General features: G+C 59.4%; 16 protein-coding genes. All 16 read left to right on the top strand.

Annotated elements, in window-relative coordinates:
* Positions 1 to 52: 52 nt before the first annotated feature.
* On the top strand, positions 53 to 1,405 hold the full coding sequence (gene rseP / locus GIW79_RS18475) for a sigma E protease regulator RseP (RefSeq protein ID WP_236453889.1): 1,353 nt from the start codon (positions 53 to 55) through the stop codon (positions 1,403 to 1,405).
* Positions 1,406 to 1,479: 74 nt separating this feature from the next.
* Positions 1,480 to 3,867 (top strand): outer membrane protein assembly factor BamA, encoded by a 2,388-nt coding sequence (gene bamA, locus GIW79_RS18470; RefSeq protein WP_236453892.1) that lies wholly within the window; start codon positions 1,480 to 1,482, stop codon positions 3,865 to 3,867.
* 45 nt (positions 3,868 to 3,912) lie between these two features.
* Positions 3,913 to 4,416, top strand: a complete 504-nt coding sequence (locus GIW79_RS18465) for an OmpH family outer membrane protein (protein ID WP_003189173.1) — start codon at positions 3,913 to 3,915, stop codon at positions 4,414 to 4,416.
* Positions 4,417 to 4,419: 3 nt separating this feature from the next.
* Positions 4,420 to 5,475: a UDP-3-O-(3-hydroxymyristoyl)glucosamine N-acyltransferase gene (gene lpxD, locus GIW79_RS18460; protein ID WP_197882190.1), complete on the top strand. Its 1,056-nt coding sequence runs from the start codon at positions 4,420 to 4,422 to the stop codon at positions 5,473 to 5,475.
* Positions 5,476 to 5,586: 111 nt separating this feature from the next.
* The gene (gene fabZ, locus GIW79_RS18455) at positions 5,587 to 6,027 is read left to right on the top strand and encodes a 3-hydroxyacyl-ACP dehydratase FabZ (RefSeq protein ID WP_003172281.1); all 441 of its coding nucleotides are present in this window, start codon (positions 5,587 to 5,589) and stop codon (positions 6,025 to 6,027) included.
* Complete coding sequence (gene lpxA / locus GIW79_RS18450; protein ID WP_032893181.1) at positions 6,024 to 6,800, top strand: acyl-ACP--UDP-N-acetylglucosamine O-acyltransferase; 777 nt, start codon at positions 6,024 to 6,026, stop codon at positions 6,798 to 6,800. The genes fabZ and lpxA overlap by 4 nt, the downstream gene beginning before the upstream one ends.
* A gap of 2 nt (positions 6,801 to 6,802) precedes the next feature.
* Positions 6,803 to 7,942 (top strand): lipid-A-disaccharide synthase, encoded by a 1,140-nt coding sequence (gene lpxB, locus GIW79_RS18445; RefSeq protein WP_034126836.1) that lies wholly within the window; start codon positions 6,803 to 6,805, stop codon positions 7,940 to 7,942.
* 2 nt (positions 7,943 to 7,944) lie between these two features.
* Positions 7,945 to 8,571 (top strand): ribonuclease HII, encoded by a 627-nt coding sequence (gene rnhB, locus GIW79_RS18440; protein WP_161793220.1) that lies wholly within the window; start codon positions 7,945 to 7,947, stop codon positions 8,569 to 8,571.
* Between the two features lie 76 nt (positions 8,572 to 8,647).
* Entirely contained in the window at positions 8,648 to 12,169 is a 3,522-nt protein-coding gene (dnaE, locus tag GIW79_RS18435; protein WP_072446898.1) for a DNA polymerase III subunit alpha, read from the top strand.
* A gap of 129 nt (positions 12,170 to 12,298) precedes the next feature.
* On the top strand, positions 12,299 to 13,246 hold the full coding sequence (locus GIW79_RS18430; RefSeq protein WP_236453895.1) for an acetyl-CoA carboxylase carboxyltransferase subunit alpha: 948 nt from the start codon (positions 12,299 to 12,301) through the stop codon (positions 13,244 to 13,246).
* A 174-nt stretch (positions 13,247 to 13,420) separates the two neighbouring features.
* Entirely contained in the window at positions 13,421 to 14,740 is a 1,320-nt protein-coding gene (tilS, locus tag GIW79_RS18425; RefSeq protein ID WP_236453898.1) for a tRNA lysidine(34) synthetase TilS, read from the top strand.
* Positions 14,741 to 15,013: 273 nt separating this feature from the next.
* Positions 15,014 to 16,645 carry a CTP synthase gene (locus tag GIW79_RS18420; protein ID WP_034126838.1) on the top strand — a complete coding sequence of 544 codons (1,632 nt, stop codon included), beginning with the start codon at positions 15,014 to 15,016 and terminating at the stop codon, positions 16,643 to 16,645.
* A gap of 5 nt (positions 16,646 to 16,650) precedes the next feature.
* On the top strand, positions 16,651 to 17,496 hold the full coding sequence (kdsA, locus tag GIW79_RS18415; RefSeq protein WP_003189190.1) for a 3-deoxy-8-phosphooctulonate synthase: 846 nt from the start codon (positions 16,651 to 16,653) through the stop codon (positions 17,494 to 17,496).
* 157 nt (positions 17,497 to 17,653) lie between these two features.
* Positions 17,654 to 18,943, top strand: a complete 1,290-nt coding sequence (gene eno / locus GIW79_RS18410; protein ID WP_034126839.1) for a phosphopyruvate hydratase — start codon at positions 17,654 to 17,656, stop codon at positions 18,941 to 18,943.
* 171 nt (positions 18,944 to 19,114) lie between these two features.
* Positions 19,115 to 19,393 carry a cell division protein FtsB gene (gene ftsB, locus GIW79_RS18405; protein WP_003189195.1) on the top strand — a complete coding sequence of 93 codons (279 nt, stop codon included), beginning with the start codon at positions 19,115 to 19,117 and terminating at the stop codon, positions 19,391 to 19,393.
* Positions 19,390 to 20,097, top strand: coding sequence for a 2-C-methyl-D-erythritol 4-phosphate cytidylyltransferase (ispD, locus tag GIW79_RS18400; RefSeq protein WP_060764513.1), 708 nt, complete (start codon positions 19,390 to 19,392; stop codon positions 20,095 to 20,097). Before ftsB ends, ispD begins: the two co-directional genes overlap by 4 nt.
* The last annotated feature ends 82 nt before the right edge of the window (positions 20,098 to 20,179 follow it).

The raw sequence follows: 20,179 nt of genomic DNA, 5'->3' as shown, positions 1-20,179 counted from the left end.
CCGCGGGCAGGTTTGAGTCTTCAGGCATTGGATTGAAATGCGGAGAAATTAGATGAGTGCGCTCTACATGATTGTCGGCACCCTGGTTGCTCTGGGTGTGTTGGTGACCTTCCACGAATTCGGCCACTTCTGGGTGGCGCGTCGTTGCGGCGTCAAGGTATTGCGCTTTTCCGTCGGTTTCGGCATGCCGTTGTTGCGCTGGCATGATCGCCGCGGCACTGAGTTTGTCATTGCTGCTATCCCGTTGGGCGGCTACGTCAAGATGCTCGATGAGCGCGAAGGCGAAGTGCCTGCAGACCAGCTGGACCAATCCTTCAATCGCAAGACCGTTCGTCAGCGTATTGCGATTGTGGCGGCGGGACCGATCGCCAACTTCCTGTTGGCGATGGTGTTTTTCTGGGTCTTGGCCATGCTGGGCAGCCAGCAGGTGCGCCCGGTCATTGGCGCGGTCGAAGCCGACAGCATCGCGGCCAAGGCGGGCTTGACGGCAGGGCAGGAAATTGTATCGATTGATGGCGAACCCACCACAGGGTGGGGCGCGGTCAATTTGCAGTTGGTGCGTCGCCTGGGTGAAAGCGGCACCGTCAATGTGGTAGTGCGTGACCAGGGCTCCAGCGCCGAAACCCCGCGGGCATTGGCGCTGGACCATTGGCTCAAGGGCGCCGATGAGCCCGATCCGATCAAATCCCTCGGGATCCGCCCTTGGCGTCCGGCCTTGCCGCCGGTGCTGGCCGAGCTGGATCCAAAGGGGCCGGCCCAGGCTGCTGGCCTGAAAACCGGTGATCGCCTGTTGGCACTTGATGGCCAGGCGCTGGATGACTGGCAGCAGGTGGTCGACCTGGTGCGTGTGCGCCCTGATACCAAAATTGTGCTGAAAGTTGAGCGCGAGGGTGCTCAAATCGACGTCCCCGTGACCCTGGCGGTGCGAGGCGAAGCCAAGGCGGCCGGGGGCTACCTGGGGGCAGGGGTCAAAGGTGTCGAATGGCCGCCATCGATGGTGCGAGAGGTCAGCTACGGGCCTTTGGCAGCGATTGCAGAGGGCGCGAAACGCACCTGGACCATGAGCGTGCTGACCCTCGAATCCCTCAAGAAAATGTTGTTCGGTGAGCTCTCGGTAAAAAACTTGAGTGGACCGATAACCATTGCTAAAGTGGCGGGCGCTTCTGCCCAGTCGGGTGTCGCGGATTTCCTGAATTTCCTGGCTTATCTGAGTATTAGCCTTGGGGTTCTGAATTTGCTGCCCATTCCAGTATTGGATGGGGGGCATCTGCTGTTTTATCTGGTCGAGTGGGTGCGTGGTCGCCCCTTGTCGGATCGGGTGCAGGGTTGGGGGATACAGATTGGTATCAGTTTGGTGGTCGGGGTGATGTTGTTAGCCCTGGTCAACGATCTGGGACGTCTGTAACGCTTCGCTGAATTGCGAATCTGCCGCATTTTGCGGCAGTTTGTTTATTGCCAGTTGGAATAAGAAAGGACTTCATGAAACGTCTGCTGCTAACTGCGGTTCTCACCGTATTGATGATCGCCGAAGTTCACGCCGAGTCCTTCACCATCTCCGATATTCGCGTCAATGGCCTCCAGCGGGTCTCCGCGGGTAGCGTCTTTGGTGCCTTGCCGTTGAACGTCGGGGAACAGGCGGATGATCGTCGCCTGGTGGAATCCACTCGTGCGCTGTTCAAAACCGGGTTCTTTCAAGATATCCAACTGGGTCGCGAAGGCAACGTCCTGGTCATCACGGTCGTCGAGCGACCTTCCGTCGCCAGTATCGCGATCGAAGGTAACAAGGCCATCTCCACTGAAGACCTGATGAAGGGCCTGAAGCAATCGGGCCTGGCCGAGGGCGAGATCTTCCAGCGCGCAACCCTTGAGGGTGTGCGTAACGAGTTGCAACGTCAGTACGTTGCCCAGGGCCGCTACTCCGCGACCGTGGAAACCGAAGTGATCCCCCAGCCTCGTAACCGTGTGGGCCTGAAGGTCAACATCAACGAAGGCACCGTGGCCGCCATCCAGCACATCAACGTCGTGGGCAACACCAAGTTCCCTGATGAAGACCTGGTCGACCTGTTCGAACTCAAGACCACCAACTGGTTGTCGTTCTTCAAGAACGATGACAAGTACGCCCGTGAAAAACTCTCCGGTGACCTGGAACGCCTGCGCTCCTACTACCTGGACCGTGGCTACATCAACATGGACATCGCTTCGACCCAGGTGTCCATCACCCCGGACAAGAAGCACGTCTATATCACCGTCAACGTCAACGAAGGCGAGAAGTACAAGGTTCGTGACGTCAAGCTCAGCGGCGACCTGAAAGTGCCTGAAGACCAGGTCAAGTCCCTGCTGCTCGTGCAGAAGGACCAGGTGTTCTCGCGCAAGCTGATGACCACCACCTCAGAACTGATCACCCGCCGCCTGGGTAACGAAGGCTATACCTTCGCCAACGTCAACGGCGTGCCGACCCCGAATGATGAAGACCACACCGTGGACATCACCTTCGTCGTCGATCCTGGCAAGCGTGCCTACGTCAACCGTATCAACTTCCGTGGCAACACCAAGTCCGCGGACGAAGTGCTGCGTCGTGAAATGCGTCAGATGGAAGGTGGCTGGGCTTCGACCTACCTGATCGACCAGTCCAAGACCCGTCTTGAGCGCCTGGGCTTCTTCAAGGAAGTCAACGTCGAAACCCCGGCCGTACCGGGTGTGGATGACCAGGTTGATGTGAACTACGCCGTTGAAGAACAAGCCTCGGGTTCGATCACCGCCAGCGTCGGTTTTGCCCAGAGTGCCGGTTTGATCCTGGGTGGTTCCATCACGCAGAACAACTTCCTGGGTACCGGTAACCGTGTGTCCATCGGCCTGACCCGCAGCGAATACCAGAGCCGATACAACTTCGGCTATACCGACCCCTACTGGACTGCAGACGGTGTGAGCCTGGGCTACAACGCCTTCTACCGCACCACCGACTACAAAGACCTCGATGTTGACGTTGCAAGCTATGCGATCGACAGCCTGGGTGCCGGTGTAAACGTGGGTTACCCGATCAGCGAGACTTCGCGCCTGACCTTCGGCCTTACCGCCCAGCAGGATGAGATCAAGACCGGTATTTATACCGTGGACGAAATCTTCGACTTCACCCGTCGTGAAGGCGACAAGTTCCTGAACTTCAAGGCGTCTGCCGGCTGGTCCGAGTCGACCCTGAACAAAGGCGTACTGGCAACCCGCGGCCACTCCCAGAGCCTGACCGCGGAAGTCACTACGCCGGGCAGCGACCTGTCGTTCTTCAAGCTCGACTACCGCGGCCAGTTGTTCCAGCCGTTGAGCGATAACTACACCATGCGCCTGCACACAGAGTTGGGCTATGGCGACGGTTATGGTTCGACCGATGGCTTGCCGTTCTACGAGAACTACTATGCAGGTGGTTTCAACTCGGTACGTGGCTTCAAGGACAGCACTCTGGGTCCGCGTGGTACGCCGAGCCGCGGTTTTGACCGGACCGGTAACCAGGGCACTGTCGCTGACTCGGACAACGACCCGCTGCCATTCGGTGGTAACGTGCTGATCCAGGGTGGTGCGGAGATTCTGTTCCCGCTGCCGTTCGTCAAGGACCAGCGTTCCCTGCGTACTTCGGTCTTCTGGGACGTGGGTAACGTGTTCGACTCCAAGTGCGAACAGATCAAAAACCCAAGTGGCTTGAAGTCCAATACTCAATGCAACGACGTGAGCCTCAGCAACCTGGCGAGCTCCGTGGGCGTGGGTGTGACCTGGGTGACTGCGCTGGGCCCGTTGAGCTTTGCTCTGGCCATGCCGATCAAGAAACCGGATAACGCTGAAACCCAGATTTTCCAATTCTCCCTCGGCCAGACGTTCTAAGCGTCTGACCTAAGATAACGACAACGGATTCTGTAGGAGTACATCGTGCGTAAGTTGACTCAATTGGTCTTGCTGGCCACTGTGCTGGTCACCACCCCGGCCTTCGCCGAAATGAAAATCGCGGTCCTGAACTATCAGATGGCCCTGCTGGAGTCCGATGCGGCCAAGCGATACGCCGTGGATGCCGAGAAGAAATTCGGTCCGCAGCTGACCAAGCTCAAGACGCTGGAAAGCAGCGCCAAGGGCATCCAGGACCGCCTGGTAGCCGGTGGCGACAAGATGCAGCAAGGCGAGCGCGAGCGTCTGGAGCTTGAATTCAAGCAAAAGGCCCGTGACTACCAGTTCCAATCCAAGGAGCTGAACGAAGCCAAGGCTGTGGCCGACCGCGAAATGCTCAAGCAGCTCAAGCCGAAATTGGACAGCGCTGTGGAAGAAGTCATCAAGAAGGGTGCCTTTGACCTGGTGTTCGAGCGTGGCGCCGTGATCGACGTCAAGCCTCAATACGACATCACCCGCCAGGTGATCGAGCGCATGAACCAGCTGAAGTAAACCATGACAGCGACTATCAAGCTCGGCGAGTTGGCCGAGTTCCTGGGAGCCACCTTGCGTGGCTCCAAGGAGAAAGAAATCACTGGGCTAGCCACCTTGCAGGAGGCTGGCCCAGCTCAGTTGAGCTTCCTCGCAAATCCTCAATACCGTAAATACCTGGTCGACTGCCAGGCCGCAGCCGTGTTGCTGAAGGCCGCCGACGCCGAAGGGTTTACCGGGGATGCGCTGGTGGTGGCCGATCCGTACCTGTCGTACGCCAAGGCGTCGCACCTGTTCGATCCCAAGCCGAAGGCGGCCGGCGGTATTCACCCGTCTGCCGTGATCGCCGATGATGCCCAGGTTGATCCTGCCGCCAGCATCGGTGCATTCGCCGTGATCGAAAGCGGGGCGCGTATTGGTGCTGGTGTCACCGTGGGTGCCCACTGCTTTATCGGTGCACGCTGTGAAATTGGTGCCAATGGTTGGCTGGCCCCCCGCGTGACCCTCTACCACGATGTGCGTATTGGTCAGCGTGTGGTCATTCAGTCCGGTGCTGTTATCGGCGGCGAAGGTTTTGGCTTTGCCAACTCCAAAGGTGTCTGGCACAAGATCGCCCAGGTCGGTGGCGTATTGATCGGCGATGATGTGGAGATCGGCGTGAACACCGCCGTGGATCGCGGGGCCCTGGCCGATACTGTGATCGGTAACGGTGTAAAGCTCGATAACCAGATCCAGATCGCCCACAACGTACAGATTGGCGATCACACCGCCATGGCCGCCTGCGTAGGTATTTCCGGCAGCACCAAGATCGGCAAGCATTGCATGCTCGCCGGTGGTGTAGGGCTGGTGGGACATATCGATATTTGCGACAACGTCTTCATCACCGGTATGACCATGGTGACCCACTCGATCACAGAGCCAGGGGCCTACTCGTCCGGTACCGCGATGCAACCTGCGGCCGAATGGCGCAAGAGTGCTGCGCGTTTGAGGAAGATCGACGACATGGCACGACGTATCAAACAGCTTGAAAAGCGTGTCGGGGACGTGACCCCTGGCGGTAATGCTTCATCAGAAGGCTGATACCATTTCCATATCAAGTGTGCGCGGCCGCTAGACGGCCTCCTTGATTTGCTAGCGGGGCGTGCGCCTGGTGCGCCCGCCCCCAATCTTTATTACAGGCTTCCCCCCGAAATGATGGACATCAACGAGATTCGCGAATACCTGCCTCACCGTTACCCGTTCCTGCTGGTGGACCGCGTAGTGGACCTCAACGTCGAGGAAAAGCGCATTCGTGCCTACAAGAATGTCAGCATCAACGAACCATTCTTCAATGGTCACTTTCCTGCGCATCCAATCATGCCAGGTGTTTTGATCATCGAAGCCATGGCCCAGGCTGCCGGTATCCTTGGTTTCAAAATGCTCGACCTCAAGCCTGCTGACGGCACGCTTTACTATTTCGTGGGTTCGGACAAGCTGCGTTTTCGCAACCCGGTCACCCCGGGTGACCAGTTGATCCTGGAAGCCAAGTTCATCAGTTGCAAACGCCAGATCTGGAAGTTCGAATGCCAGGCCTCGGTAGATGGCAAGCCGGTGTGCTCTGCCGAGATCATCTGTGCGGAACGCAAACTATGAGTTTGATTGACCCTCGCGCAATCATCGATCCGTCGGCCGTACTGGCCGCCGACGTTGAGGTCGGCCCTTGGTCGATCGTCGGCGCAGGTGTGGAAATCGGCGAGGGGACTGTCATCGGGCCGCACGTGATCCTCAAGGGTCCGACCCGTATTGGCAAACACAATCGCATCTACCAGTTTTCCTCGGTAGGCGAAGACACCCCGGACATGAAGTACAAGGGTGAAGAAACACGCCTGGTAATCGGTGACCACAATATTATCCGTGAAGGCGTCACCATTCACCGTGGCACCGTGCAGGATCGCGCCGAAACCACCTTGGGTGATCACAACCTGGTCATGGCCTATGCGCACATCGGCCATGACAGCGTGATCGGCAATCATTGCATCCTGGTCAACAACACTGCGTTGGCAGGCCATGTGCACGTTGATGACTGGGCGATCCTTTCCGGCTTCACCCTGGTACATCAATACTGCCATATCGGCGCCCACAGCTTTTCCGGTATGGGCACCGCCATCGGCAAGGATGTCCCGGCATTCGTGACGGTGTTCGGCAATCCTGCCGAAGCCCGCAGCATGAATTTTGAAGGCATGCGTCGTCGTGGTTTCAGCGAAGAAGCCATCCACGCCCTGCGCCGTGCCTACAAGACGGTTTACCGCCAAGGGTTGACCGTGGAGCAGGCCCTGGCCGAGTTGGCCGAGCCTGCCACGCAGTTCCCGGAAGTCGCTGTATTCCGTGATTCTATCCAGACCTCGACTCGCGGCATCACCCGCTGATCATGGCCACTCTGCGTATTGCGCTCGTGGCCGGTGAAGCTTCCGGCGATATCCTGGGTGCTGGCTTGATGCGCGCGCTCAAGGCCCAGCATCCGGCGGTGGAATTTATCGGGGTCGGCGGCCCGTTGATGCAGGCCGAAGGCCTGACCTCCTATTTCCCCATGGAGCGCCTGTCGGTCATGGGACTGGTGGAAGTCTTGGGGCGCCTGCGTGAGCTGCTGGCTCGTCGCAAGCTGCTGATCAAGACGCTGATCGAAGAAAAACCTGACGTCTTTATCGGCATCGATGCGCCGGACTTCACGCTCAATATCGAACTCAAGTTGCGCCAGGCCGGGATCAAGACCGTGCACTACGTCAGCCCATCCGTGTGGGCGTGGCGCCAGAAGCGTGTGTTGAAAATCCGCGAAGGCTGCGACCTGATGTTGACCTTGCTTCCATTCGAAGCCCGGTTCTACGAGGAGAAGGGCGTGCCGGTGCGGTTTGTCGGCCACACCCTGGCTGACGCCATTCCCTTGCAGGCTGATCGTGCGGCTGCGCGCGCCGAGCTGGGCTTGCCCGATGGCCCGTTGGTAGCGTTGATGCCAGGCAGTCGTGGCGGTGAGGTGGGGCGTTTGGGGGCGTTGTTTTTTGATGCTGCCGAACGTCTTCAGGCGCAAAAGCCGGGAATCCGCTTTGTGCTGCCTTGCGCCAGTCCACAACGTCGTGCACAGATCGAAACCCTGCTGGAAGGCCGCAACCTGCCGTTGACCCTGCTCGATGGCCAGTCCCACCTGGCCCTGGCAGCCTGCGATGCGGTGTTGATCGCCTCGGGCACTGCCACACTTGAGGCCCTGCTGTACAAGCGGCCGATGGTCGTGGCCTATCGCCTGGCGCCACTGACCTTCTGGATCCTCAAGCGCATGGTCAAGAGCCCTTACATTTCCTTGCCCAACCTGCTGGCCCAGCGCCTGCTGGTGCCGGAGTTGTTGCAGGACGATGCAACGCCCGAAGCGCTTGCGCAAACCCTACTACCCTTGATTGACGGCGGCGAAGAGCAGACCCGTGGTTTCGACGATATTCACCGCACGTTACGCCGTGATGCCTCGAACCAGGCGGCCGACGCCGTGTTGACCCTGATCGGCCATAAACAGGAAGCCTTATGACCATGCAAATGGGCCTGGATTTCAGTCTCGTCGCCCAAGCCCACGAACTGGTGGCGGGTGTTGACGAAGTCGGGCGCGGCCCGCTGTGTGGCGCAGTGGTCACGGCGGCGGTGATCCTTGATCCGAACCGCCCGATCCTGGGGCTCAACGATTCGAAGAAGCTCACCGAAGCCCGTCGCGAAAAGCTCTATGACGAGATCTGTGAGAAAGCCCTGAGCTGGCATATCGCCCGGGCTGAAGTCGAAGAAATCGACGAGCTGAATATCCTGCACGCCACCATGCTGGCGATGCAGCGCGCTGTGGAAGGGCTGCACATCACCCCGAAAATGGCGATGATCGACGGTAACCGCTGCCCCAAACTGACAATGCCGTCCGAAGCGGTGGTCAAGGGCGATAGCAAGGTTCCCGCCATTGCCGCCGCCTCGATCCTGGCCAAGGTCAGCCGCGACCGTGAAATGGCCGCGTTCGAATTGATCTATCCCGGCTACGGCATTGGAGGCCATAAAGGCTACCCGACCCCCGTTCATCTGGAAGCTCTGGCTCGGCTCGGCCCCACCCCGATCCATCGCCGCTCGTTTGCCCCGGTGCGCCAGGCTTATGAGGCCCGTGAAAGTCTGATCGAGGTATAGCAGCAAGGCTGATGTTTTTACCCAGGCCCGGTACAATCCGGGCCTTGTTGTTTTCATGTATCAAGACAGGATCACTATGCCGGCTTCATTCGTTCATCTACGCCTGCACACTGAGTACTCCCTGGTCGACGGCCTGGTACGGATCAAACCGCTGGTCAAAACCCTGGTGGGCATGAACATGCCTGCGGTTGCGGTTACCGACCAGAACAACATGTGTTCCCTGGTCAAGTTCTACAAGAACGCCATGGGCGCCGGCATCAAGCCGATCTGCGGCGCCGATCTGTGGCTGTCCAACAAAGACCCGGATAGCCCCCTGAGCCGCATCAGCCTGCTGGCGATGAACGGCGTGGGTTATCGCAACCTCACCGAACTGATCTCCCGTGGCTTTATCGATGGTCAGCGCAACGGCTCGATCATCATCGAGCGCGAGTGGGTGGCCGAAGCCAGCGAAGGACTGATCATGCTCTCGGCGGCCAAAGAGGGCGAAATCGGCATCGCGCTGCTGGGCGGCAACCCTCAGGAAGCCGAAGTGCTGGCGCGTGAGTGGATGCAGGTGTTCCCAGGCCGGTTCTACCTGGAAGTCCAGCGCACCAACCGCCCCAACGATGAAGAGCATCTGCACGCTGCCGTAGCCCTGGCCGATAAGCTGGGTGCGCCGCTGGTGGCGACCAATGATGTGCGCTTTATCAAGAAAGAAGATTTCGAAGCCCACGAGACCCGCGTGTGCATCGGCGAAGGCCGTGCCTTGGATGACCCGCGCCGCTCGAAGAACTACAGCGAAGAGCAGTACCTCAAAAGCGCCGAGGAAATGGCGGAGCTGTTCAGCGACTTGCCCGAGGCCCTGGAAAACTCCGTCGAGATCGCCAAGCGCTGCAACATCGAAGTGAAGCTGGGCAAACACTTCCTGCCCAACTTCCCGATTCCCGATGGCATGACCATCGACGAATACTTTCGCAAAGTGTCGTTCGATGGCCTGGAGGAACGCCTCAGCGTCCTGCTGCCCAAGGACACCACCGAGGACTACGAAGCCAAGCGCCAGGTGTATGTCGATCGGTTGAATTTCGAGCTGGATATCATTATCCAGATGGGGTTCCCCGGTTACTTCCTGATCGTAATGGACTTTATCCAGTGGGCCAAAAACAACGGTGTGCCGGTAGGCCCTGGCCGGGGGTCAGGTGCTGGCTCGCTGGTGGCCTACGTACAGAAGATCACCGACCTTGACCCGCTTGAATATGACCTGCTGTTCGAACGGTTCCTGAACCCGGAACGGGTTTCCATGCCCGACTTCGACGTCGACTTCTGCATGGATGGCCGTGACCGCGTGATTGAGTACGTGGCCGAAAAATACGGTCGCAACGCGGTAAGTCAGATCATCACCTTCGGCTCCATGGCCGCCAAAGCGGTAATCCGCGACGTGGCGCGGGTGCAGGGCAAATCCTACGGTTTGGCGGACCGCCTGTCGAAGATGATCCCGTTCGAAGTCGGCATGACCCTGGAAAAAGCCTACGAGCAGGAAGAAATCCTGCGCGACTTCATCAAGGTCGATGAAGAAGCCGCCGAAATCTGGGACATGGCGCGCAAGCTCGAAGGCGTGGTGCGTAACGTCGGTAAACACGCCGGTGGTGTGGTTATTGCGCCGACCAAGCTCACCGACTTTTCGCCGATCTATTGCGATGAAGAAGGCGACGGCCTGGTCACCCAGTTCGACAAGGACGACGTGGAGGCCGCCGGCCTGGTGAAGTTCGACTTCCTCGGCCTGCGGACCCTGACGATCATCGACTGGGCACTCAAGACCATCAACCGCGACCGTGCCAAGGTCGGCGAAGAGCCGCTGGATATCGCGTTTATCCCGCTGGACGACAAGCCGACGTACAGCCTGCTGCAAAAAGCCGAAACCACCGCAGTGTTCCAGCTTGAATCCCGGGGCATGAAGGAGCTGATCAAAAAGCTCAAGCCCGACTGCCTGGAAGACTTGATCGCACTGGTGGCCCTGTTCCGTCCGGGCCCGCTGCAATCGGGCATGGTGGATGACTTCATCAACCGTAAACACGGCCGGGCCGAGCTGGCTTACCCGCATTCCGACTATCAGTATGAAGGCCTCAAGCCCGTACTGGCGCCGACCTACGGCATCATCCTGTACCAGGAACAGGTGATGCAGATCGCCCAGGTGATGGCCGGCTACACCCTCGGCGGTGCGGACATGCTGCGTCGCGCCATGGGTAAGAAAAAGCCCGAGGAAATGGCCAAGCAGCGCGGAGGTTTCATTGAAGGTTGCGCCACCAACAATATTGATGCCGACCTGGCCGGTAACATCTTCGACCTGGTAGAAAAGTTCGCCGGTTATGGCTTCAACAAATCCCACTCCGCCGCCTATGGCCTGGTGTCGTACCAGACCGCCTGGCTGAAAGCCCACTACCCGGCACCGTTCATGGCGGCGGTACTTTCGGCGGATATGCACAACACCGACAAGGTCGTGACCTTGATCGAGGAAGTGCGCACCATGAAGCTGCGCCTCGACGCGCCGGACGTGAACGCTTCGGAGTTCAAGTTCACGGTGAACGACGAAGGCCGCATCATCTATGGTCTTGGCGCGATCAAAGGCGTGGGCGAAGGCCCGGTCGAGGCCATTACCGAAGCGCGTCAGGACGGGCCGTTCAAGGACCTGTTCGACTTTTGCGCACGCGTTGACCTCAAGCGCATCAACAAGCGTACCCTCGATGGCCTGATCCGCAGCGGCGCACTCGACCGTCTTGGCCCGTATTTTCATGATGAGCCGAAGGCTTACCAGGCCAATATCGACCGCAACCGTGCGGTGCTGCTGACCGCCATGGAAGAGGCGATCAAGGCCGCCGAACAGACCGCCCGTACCCATGACAGCGGCCACGCCGACCTGTTTGGCGGGCTGTTCGTCGAAGAAGATGCGGATGTCTACGCGAATCACCGCAAGGCCAAGGAGCTGACTCTGAAGGAGCGCCTCAAGGGTGAAAAAGACACCTTGGGCCTGTACCTCACTGGCCACCCGATTGACGAGTACGAAGGCGAAATCCGCCGTTTTGCCCGCCAGCGCATCATCGACCTGAAACCGGCGCGGGATACCCAGACCGTCGCCGGTATGATCATCGCCCTGCGGGTGATGAAAAATAAGAAGGGCGACAAGATGGGCTTCATCACCCTCGATGACCGCTCGGGCCGCATCGAAGCGTCATTGTTTGCCGACGCGTTTCACTCCGCCCAATCGCTGTTGCAGACCGACGCCATGGTGGTGGTGGAAGGGGAGGTCAGCAATGATGACTTCTCCGGTGGCCTGCGCCTGCGCATCAAGCGCGTGATGAGCATGGAAGACGCCCGCACCAACCTGGCCGAAAGCCTGCGCCTGAAGGTCAAGACCGAAGCGCTTAAAGGTGATCAGCTACGCTGGTTGGGTGACCTGCTAAAACGCCATCGTGGCGCATGCCCGGTGACCATGGAGTACACCGGCAGCGATGCCAAGGCCATGTTGCAGTTTGGTGAGACGTGGCGAATTGATCCCGCTGATGGCTTGATTCAAGCTTTGCGTGACCAGTTCGGGCGAGACAACGTCTTCCTCCAATACCGTTGACGGTCATATAGATCTGATCTCGACTAAACATTTAATCTCGACCTAAACGCGCCTCTCCCTTAAGGTAGGGCGCGAATAGACAACCGGCTGGCCAGGCACCCCTTGGCCGTCGACCCAAGACGGACGCTTATGAACCCGAATTTTCTTGATTTCGAACAGCCGATCGCTGACCTGCAAGCCAAGATCGAAGAGCTGCGCCTGGTCGGCAATGACAATTCGCTGAACATCGGTGATGAAATCGCTCGCCTGCAAGACAAGAGCAGCACGCTCACCGAAGACATCTTCGGCAAGCTGACCAGCTGGCAGATCGCGCGCCTGGCTCGCCATCCGCGCCGTCCCTACACCCTGGACTACATCGAACACATCTTCACCGAGTTCGACGAGTTGCACGGCGACCGTCACTTCTCCGACGACGCAGCCATCGTGGGCGGCATCGCTCGCCTGGACGACCAGCCGGTGATGGTGATCGGTCACCAGAAGGGCCGTGAAGTGCGCGAGAAAGTACGCCGCAACTTCGGTATGCCGCGCCCGGAAGGCTATCGCAAGGCGTGCCGCCTGATGGAAATGGCCGAGCGCTTCAAGATGCCGATCCTGACCTTCATCGACACGCCGGGTGCCTACCCGGGTATCGACGCCGAAGAGCGCAACCAGAGCGAAGCGATTGCCTGGAACCTGCGCGTCATGGCGCGCCTGAAAACCCCGATCATCGCCACTGTGATTGGTGAAGGTGGTTCCGGCGGTGCCCTGGCCATTGGTGTCTGCGACCAACTGAACATGTTGCAGTACTCGACCTACGCGGTGATCTCGCCGGAAGGTTGTGCCTCGATCCTGTGGAAAACCGCCGAAAAGGCGCCGGACGCTGCCGAAGCCATGGGTATCACCGCCGATCGCCTCAAAGGCCTGGGTATCGTGGACAAGGTCATCGCCGAGCCACTGGGCGGCGCCCACCGTGACCCGGCTGCCGCTGCTGCGACCATCCGTGCCGAGTTGGGGTTGCAACTGGCGATGCTCAAGAAGCTGGATAACGAAGCGCTGCTGGCTCGTCGTTATGAGCGCCTGATGAGCTACGGCCTCTAAGCCGACGCTGTACCCAATGCGGGAGCCGGCTTGTGTGGGAGCTGGCTTGCCGGCGATAGCATCACCTTGGTATCACTGATACCTCGAGGTGCCTGCATCGCGGGCAAGCCCGGCTCCCACATTTGTTTTGTGTATGCTGACGGACGTATTCAAGCTTTGCGGCGGTGACGTGTGATGAAACCAACCCTGCCGGCCACACTCCTGCACACCCTGGCCGACTGGCGCAACGCGCCGGCCTGGCATATCGCATTCTCCGGCGGTCTCGACTCCACCGTTCTGCTGCACCTCCTGGCCTCATTGGCCAAAATCGAAAATCTGCCTCCTGTCAGCGCCGTCCATGTCCACCATGGCCTGCAAGCTGCTGCCGATGCTTGGCCCTCTCATTGCCAATCGGTCTGCGACAGCCTGGGCGTACCTTTGCGCGTCATGCGCGTGCAGGTCGGTCAGGGTGCGAGCCTTGAACGTGCGGCCCGCGAGGCGCGCTACCAAGCGTTCATGCAGGTCCTAGGGGTGGGGGAGGTGCTTTTCACTGGCCAGCATCGCGACGATCAAGCCGAAACCCTGCTGTTTCGCCTGCTGCGTGGCGCCGGTGTAAGAGGGCTGGCGGCTATGCCTGAGCATCGCCCCTTGGCGCAGGGGTGCTTGGTGCGGCCGTTGCTGGCATTTTCCCGTAGCGACCTGGAAGCCTACGCCCATCAGCATCAGTTGCAGTGGATCGACGACCCCTCCAACGTTGATCCACGGTTTTCCCGCAATTACCTGCGTCACCACGTACTTCCCACGCTGACGAAACGCTGGCCACAGGCGATCACCCACTTGGCTCGCACGGCTGAACACATGACCGAGGCTCAAGGGCTGCTCGACGAATTGGCGATGATGGACCTGCAGCGCGCCGATCAGCCTTCTGCGCTTCCCTGGTTGCCTCTGCCGTCCCTGGCGCTTGAACCATTGCGCGAGCTATCCGATGCCCGCCAGCGTAACGCCCTGCGGCATTGGCTCACGCCACTGACCCGTTTACCCGACAGCGACCACTGGGCCGGTTGGCATGCCCTGCGCGATGCCAAGAGCGACGCACAGCCTCTGTGGCGCCTGGCCGACGGCCAAATGCAGCGTAGCGGTGAACGCATCTGGTGGTTGCCCTCAACATGGTCGGAGTTTTCCGACGCATCGGTGAGCTGGCCCGATCCGCAAGATCCACTAGAGTTAACGGGCAATGGTCAACTGAGGTTTATCGGCAAGACCCCCGAAGGCCCGCTGGAGGTGCGTTATCGCCAGGGTGGCGAAATCATCGACGTAGCGGGCCGAGGCCGGCGGGATCTCAAGCGTCTGCTGAATGAAAGCGGCATGCCGGGCTTCGCCCGTGGCAGATTGCCGCTGGTCTATCGGGGCGAGCAATTGCTGGCTGTGCCAAGCGTTGCGGGGGCATGGTCCAGGTCGGTGGGTGAGGTGCAATTGGATTGGTTGCCACAGACCTGCGATCAAGGTTTGAGCTGATAGCGCCTTTCCGGTAGACTACGCTCCCTTCTTGATACAACTTCTGTGGATTCGCCTGAATCGCAGTCGTTGCCGATTACCAAGCAGTCTTTGCTGGGCGATTCCAAAAAATGTGTAGCGATCAACGTACCGGTGCTTCATTGCTGGTCTGTCACAACGCGGCGGTTTTTTTGAAAGGTGCACTGTGATTAATGCAGGTGATCGGGGGCTTCGGCCTTCCTTCGCTTTCCCCGGCGGCTCGGACCGCTTTAACGCAGACTTCTAGGGTTTTTCATGACGCGCTACATATTCGTCACGGGCGGTGTTGTTTCTTCATTGGGGAAAGGCATTGCCTCCGCTTCATTGGCGGCCATCCTGGAGGCGCGGGGACTTAAGGTCACCATGCTCAAGCTGGACCCGTACATCAACGTTGACCCGGGCACCATGAGCCCGTTCCAGCACGGTGAAGTGTTCGTCACCCACGACGGCGCCGAGACCGACCTGGACCTGGGCCACTACGAGCGGTTCATCCGCACGACCATGACCCAGAACAACAACTTCACCACCGGCCGTGTCTACGAGCACGTGCTGCGCAAAGAGCGCCGTGGTGACTACCTGGGTGCAACCATCCAGGTGATCCCGCACATCACCGACGAAATCAAGCGCCGCATCATCAAGGGTGCAGGCGATGCCGACGTGGCGATGGTCGAGATCGGTGGCACCGTGGGTGACATCGAGTCCCAACCGTTCCTCGAAGCCATCCGCCAGTTGCGTTTCGAAGTCGGCGCCAAGCGCGCGATGCTGATGCACCTGACACTGGTGCCGTACATCGCCACTGCCGGCGAAACCAAAACCAAGCCTACCCAGCATTCGGTCAAGGAACTGCGTTCCATCGGCCTGCAGCCGGATGTGCTGGTATGCCGCTCCGATCATCCGATCGACATTTCCTCGCGCCGCAAGATCGCGCAGTTCACCAACGTTGAAGAACGTGCGGTGATTGCCCTGGAAGACGCCGACACCATCTACAAGATCCCGGGCATCCTGCATTCCCAGGGGCTGGATGATTTTGTGGTCGAGCGTTTCGGCCTGCAGTGCGGCGGCGCCGACCTGTCCGAGTGGGAAGCGGTTGTCGACGCCAAGCTCAACCCTGAGCATGAAGTCACCATCGCCATGGTCGGCAAGTACATGGAACTGCTGGACGCGTACAAGTCGCTGATCGAAGCCATGAGCCACGCCGGTATCAGCAACCGTACCAAGGTCAACCTGCGCTACATCGACTCCGAAGACATCGAGAACCAGGGCACCGCGCTGCTCGAAGGTGTTGACGCTATCCTCGTTCCCGGCGGTTTCGGCCTGCGTGGCGTGGAAGGCAAGATCACCGCAGTGCAGTACGCCCGTGAAAACAAGGTGCCGTACCTGGGTATCTGCCTGGGCATGCAAGTGGCTGTTATCGAGTTCGCCCGTAACGTGCTGGGCTGGAAAGACGCCAACTCCACCGAGTTCGATCACACCAGCGGCCATCCGGTCGTGGGCCTGATCACCGAGTGGGAAGACGCCACCGGCGCCGTTGAAACCCGTACCGAAACCTCCGACCTGGGCGGCACCATGCGCCTGGGTGCACAGGATTGCCTGCTGGAAGCCGGCTCGCTGGTACACGACTGCTACGGCAAGGACGTGATCGTTGAGCGTCACCGCCACCGTTACGAAGTGAACAACAACCTGCTGCCGCAGATCAAAGAAGCTGGCCTGAAAATCTCCGGCCGCTCCGGTGATGGCAAGCTGGTTGAAGTGGTCGAGGCACCGGATCATCCGTGGTTCGTGGCTTGCCAGTTCCACCCGGAGTTCACCTCGACACCGCGTGACGGTCACCCGTTGTTCAGTGGTTTCGTCAAAGCAGCACTGACGCAACATCAGAAGAAGGCGTAAACCTGATGGCCCAGAAGATCATTCGCGTAGGCGACATCGAGATTGCCAACGACAAGCCCATGGTGCTGTTCGGCGGCATGAACGTGCTGGAAAGCCGCGACATGGCGATGCAGGTGTGTGAGGAGTACGTGCGGGTCACCCAGAAACTGGGTATCCCTTACGTCTTCAAGGCCAGCTTCGACAAGGCCAACCGTTCGTCCGTGACCTCCTATCGCGGCCCGGGCCTTGAAGAAGGCATGCGGATCTTCCAGGACATCAAGCAAGCCTTCGGCGTGCCGATCATCACCGACGTCCACGAGCCTGAGCAGGCTGCCGTGGTCGCCGAGGTGTGCGACATCATCCAGTTGCCGGCTTTCCTGTCGCGCCAGACCGACCTCGTGGTCGCCATGGCCAAGACCGGCGCGGTGATCAACATCAAGAAAGCCCAATTCCTCGCTCCTCAGGAGATGAAACACATCCTGAGCAAATGCGTGGAAGCGGGTAACGACCAGTTGATCCTTTGCGAGCGGGGTTCGAGCTTCGGCTATAACAACCTCGTGGTGGACATGCTCGGTTTCGGCATCATGAAACAGTTCGAATACCCAGTGTTCTTCGACGTGACCCACGCGCTGCAAATGCCCGGTGGTCGCTCGGACTCCGCTGGCGGGCGCCGTGCCCAGGTGACGGACCTGGCCAAGGCGGGCATGAGCCAGTCCCTGGCGGGCCTGTTCCTTGAAGCTCACCCGGACCCGGACAACGCCAAATGTGATGGCCCATGCGCGCTGCGCCTGGACAAGCTGGAGCCATTCCTGGCCCAACTCAAGCAGTTGGACGAGCTGGTCAAGAGTTTTCCGACGGTAGAGACCGCGTAACTGGCATTTCTCCGGTAGAATTTCCCACGCTTTACGCTCAGGCCCCCGGGCCTGAGCCTTGTCGTCTGCAAGCCTGCCCCGTTGTTCCACCCTTGCGGTCGGTCAAAAGATTTCCTTCAGCTGCGTCGTTTTCGTCAACTTTGGAGTGTTTACAACAATGGCAAAAATCGTCGACATCAAAGGTCGTGAAGTTCTCGACTCCCGTGGCAACCCCACCGTCGAAGCCGACGTGCTTCTCGATAACGGCATCATCGGCAGCGCCTGCGCGCCGTCCGGTGCTTCCACCGGTTCGCGCGAAGCGCTGGAACTGCGTGATGGCGACAAGAGCCGTTACCTGGGCAAGGGTGTACTCAAGGCTGTAGCCAACATCAACGGTCCGATTCGTGACCTGTTGCTGGGCAAGGACCCGCTGGACCAGAAAGCCCTGGACCACGCGATGATCAAGCTCGACGGCACTGAAAACAAAGGCAGCCTCGGCGCCAACGCCATCCTCGCGGTATCCCTGGCCGCCGCCAAGGCAGCAGCCCAGGACCAGGACCTGCCGTTGTACGCACACATTGCCAACCTGAATGGCACTCCGGGCGTCTACTCGATGCCGGTGCCGATGATGAACATCATCAACGGTGGCGAGCACGCGGATAACAACGTCGACATCCAGGAATTCATGGTGCAGCCAGTGGGCGCCAAGTCCTTCTCCGAAGGCCTGCGCATGGGCACCGAGATTTTCCATCACCTCAAGGCTGTACTGAAGGCCCGTGGCCTGAGCACTGCCGTGGGTGACGAAGGTGGTTTCGCGCCGAACCTGGCCTCCAACGAAGATGCACTGAAAGTCATCTCCGAAGCAGTGGCCAACGCTGGCTACACGCTGGGCACCGACGTGACCCTGGCCCTGGACTGCGCCGCCAGCGAATTCTATGAAGACGGTAAGTACAACCTGTCCGGCGAAGGCCAGGTGTTCGACTCCGAAGGCTTCGCTGAATACCTCAAAGGCTTGACCCAGCGCTACCCGATCATCTCGATCGAAGACGGCCTGGACGAGTCCGACTGGGATGGCTGGAAAATCCTCACCGACAAGATCGGCGAAAAAATCCAGCTGGTGGGTGACGACCTGTTCGTGACCAACACCAAGATCCTGAAAGAAGGCATCGACAAGAAGATCGCCAACTCGATCCTGATCAAGTTCAACCAGATCGGCACCCTGACCGAAACCCTTGAAGCCATCCAGATGGCCAAGGCCGCGGGCTACACCGCCGTGATCTCCCATCGCTCCGGCGAAACCGAAGACTCCACCATTGCCGACCTGGCCGTGGGTACTTCGGCGGGCCAGATCAAGACCGGTTCCCTGTGCCGTTCCGATCGCGTCTCCAAGTACAACCAATTGCTGCGCATCGAAGAGCAATTGGCAGGTAAAGCCAAGTACAACGGTCGCGCCGAGTTTCGCGGCTGAACAGTAAATGGTAAAAAGTCGGCGGATTGCGTCGGAAATCTCACGAAAATGTGAATTTCGGCGCTAATCTGCTGACTGACAAGCGCAAGCCTGGGTTTTCCAGGCTTTGTGCTATCAGTTGCTGCAAAAGGTTTGCATGACTGTCTTTATTCAATGGATACCCGGATTTCGATGCGCAGTCCCAATTGGTTGTTCCTCGTCTTGCTCTTGTTGCTGGCTGGCCTGCAGTACCGCCTATGGGTCGGTAATGGCAGCTTTGCGCAGGTGGAAGAGTTGACCCAGCAAATTGCCGACCAGCGTGCCGAAAACGAACGCCTGCTGGAGCGCAACCGTGTCCTCGACGCTGAAGTGCTTGAGCTGAAAAAAGGCACGGAGACCGTTGAAGAGCGGGCTCGTCATGAGTTGGGCATGGTCAAGGAGGGCGAGACCCTCTACCAGTTGGCCCAATGAGCCACGATTTACCGGCCTTCTGGGCCGTGATTCCTGCCGCGGGCGTCGGTGCCCGTATGGCTGCGGACCGTCCCAAGCAGTACCTGCAATTGGGCGGGCGCACTATTCTCGAACACAGCCTCGGCTGTTTTCTCGACCATCCATGCCTCAAGGGCCTGGTGGTCAGTCTTGCAATTGACGATCCTTATTGGCCCACCTTGGCATGCGCCAATGACCCGCGTATCCAGCGTGCCGACGGGGGCTCGGAACGTTCCGGCTCGGTACTCAATGCGCTGCTGCAACTCAACGCCCTGGGCGCAAGTGATGACGACTGGGTGTTGGTGCATGACGCTGCGCGGCCTAACCTGAGCCGTGATGACCTCGACAAATTGTTGGCGGAACTGGCTGACGATCCGGTAGGCGGCCTGCTGGCGGTACCGGCACGCGACACCCTCAAGCGTGTCGACAAGCATGGCCGTGTGGTGGACACCATTGATCGCCGCCTGATCTGGCAGGCTTACACGCCGCAGATGTTCCGCCTGGGCGCCTTGCATCGCGCCTTGGCCGACAGCCTGGTGGCCGATGCGGTGATCACCGATGAAGCGTCGGCCATGGAATGGTCTGGGCAGGCACCGCGCCTGATCGAAGGGCGTTCGGACAATATCAAGGTGACTCGGCCGGAAGACCTGGAGTGGTTGAAGTTGCGCTGGGCTAACCGGCGGTAACCCGTCAGACCGAATCTGCTTCATCGCAGGCAAGCCAGCTCCCACATTTGATCGCTGCCACATCAAACAACACGTCCAACTG

It is taken from the genome of Pseudomonas sp. PA-7-1E (assembly GCF_021605325.1).
Lineage (GTDB): Bacteria > Pseudomonadota > Gammaproteobacteria > Pseudomonadales > Pseudomonadaceae > Aquipseudomonas > Aquipseudomonas fluorescens_BV.
Note: the sequence above shows the minus strand (reverse complement) of the source record. Positions and strands in the feature narration are given on the sequence as shown.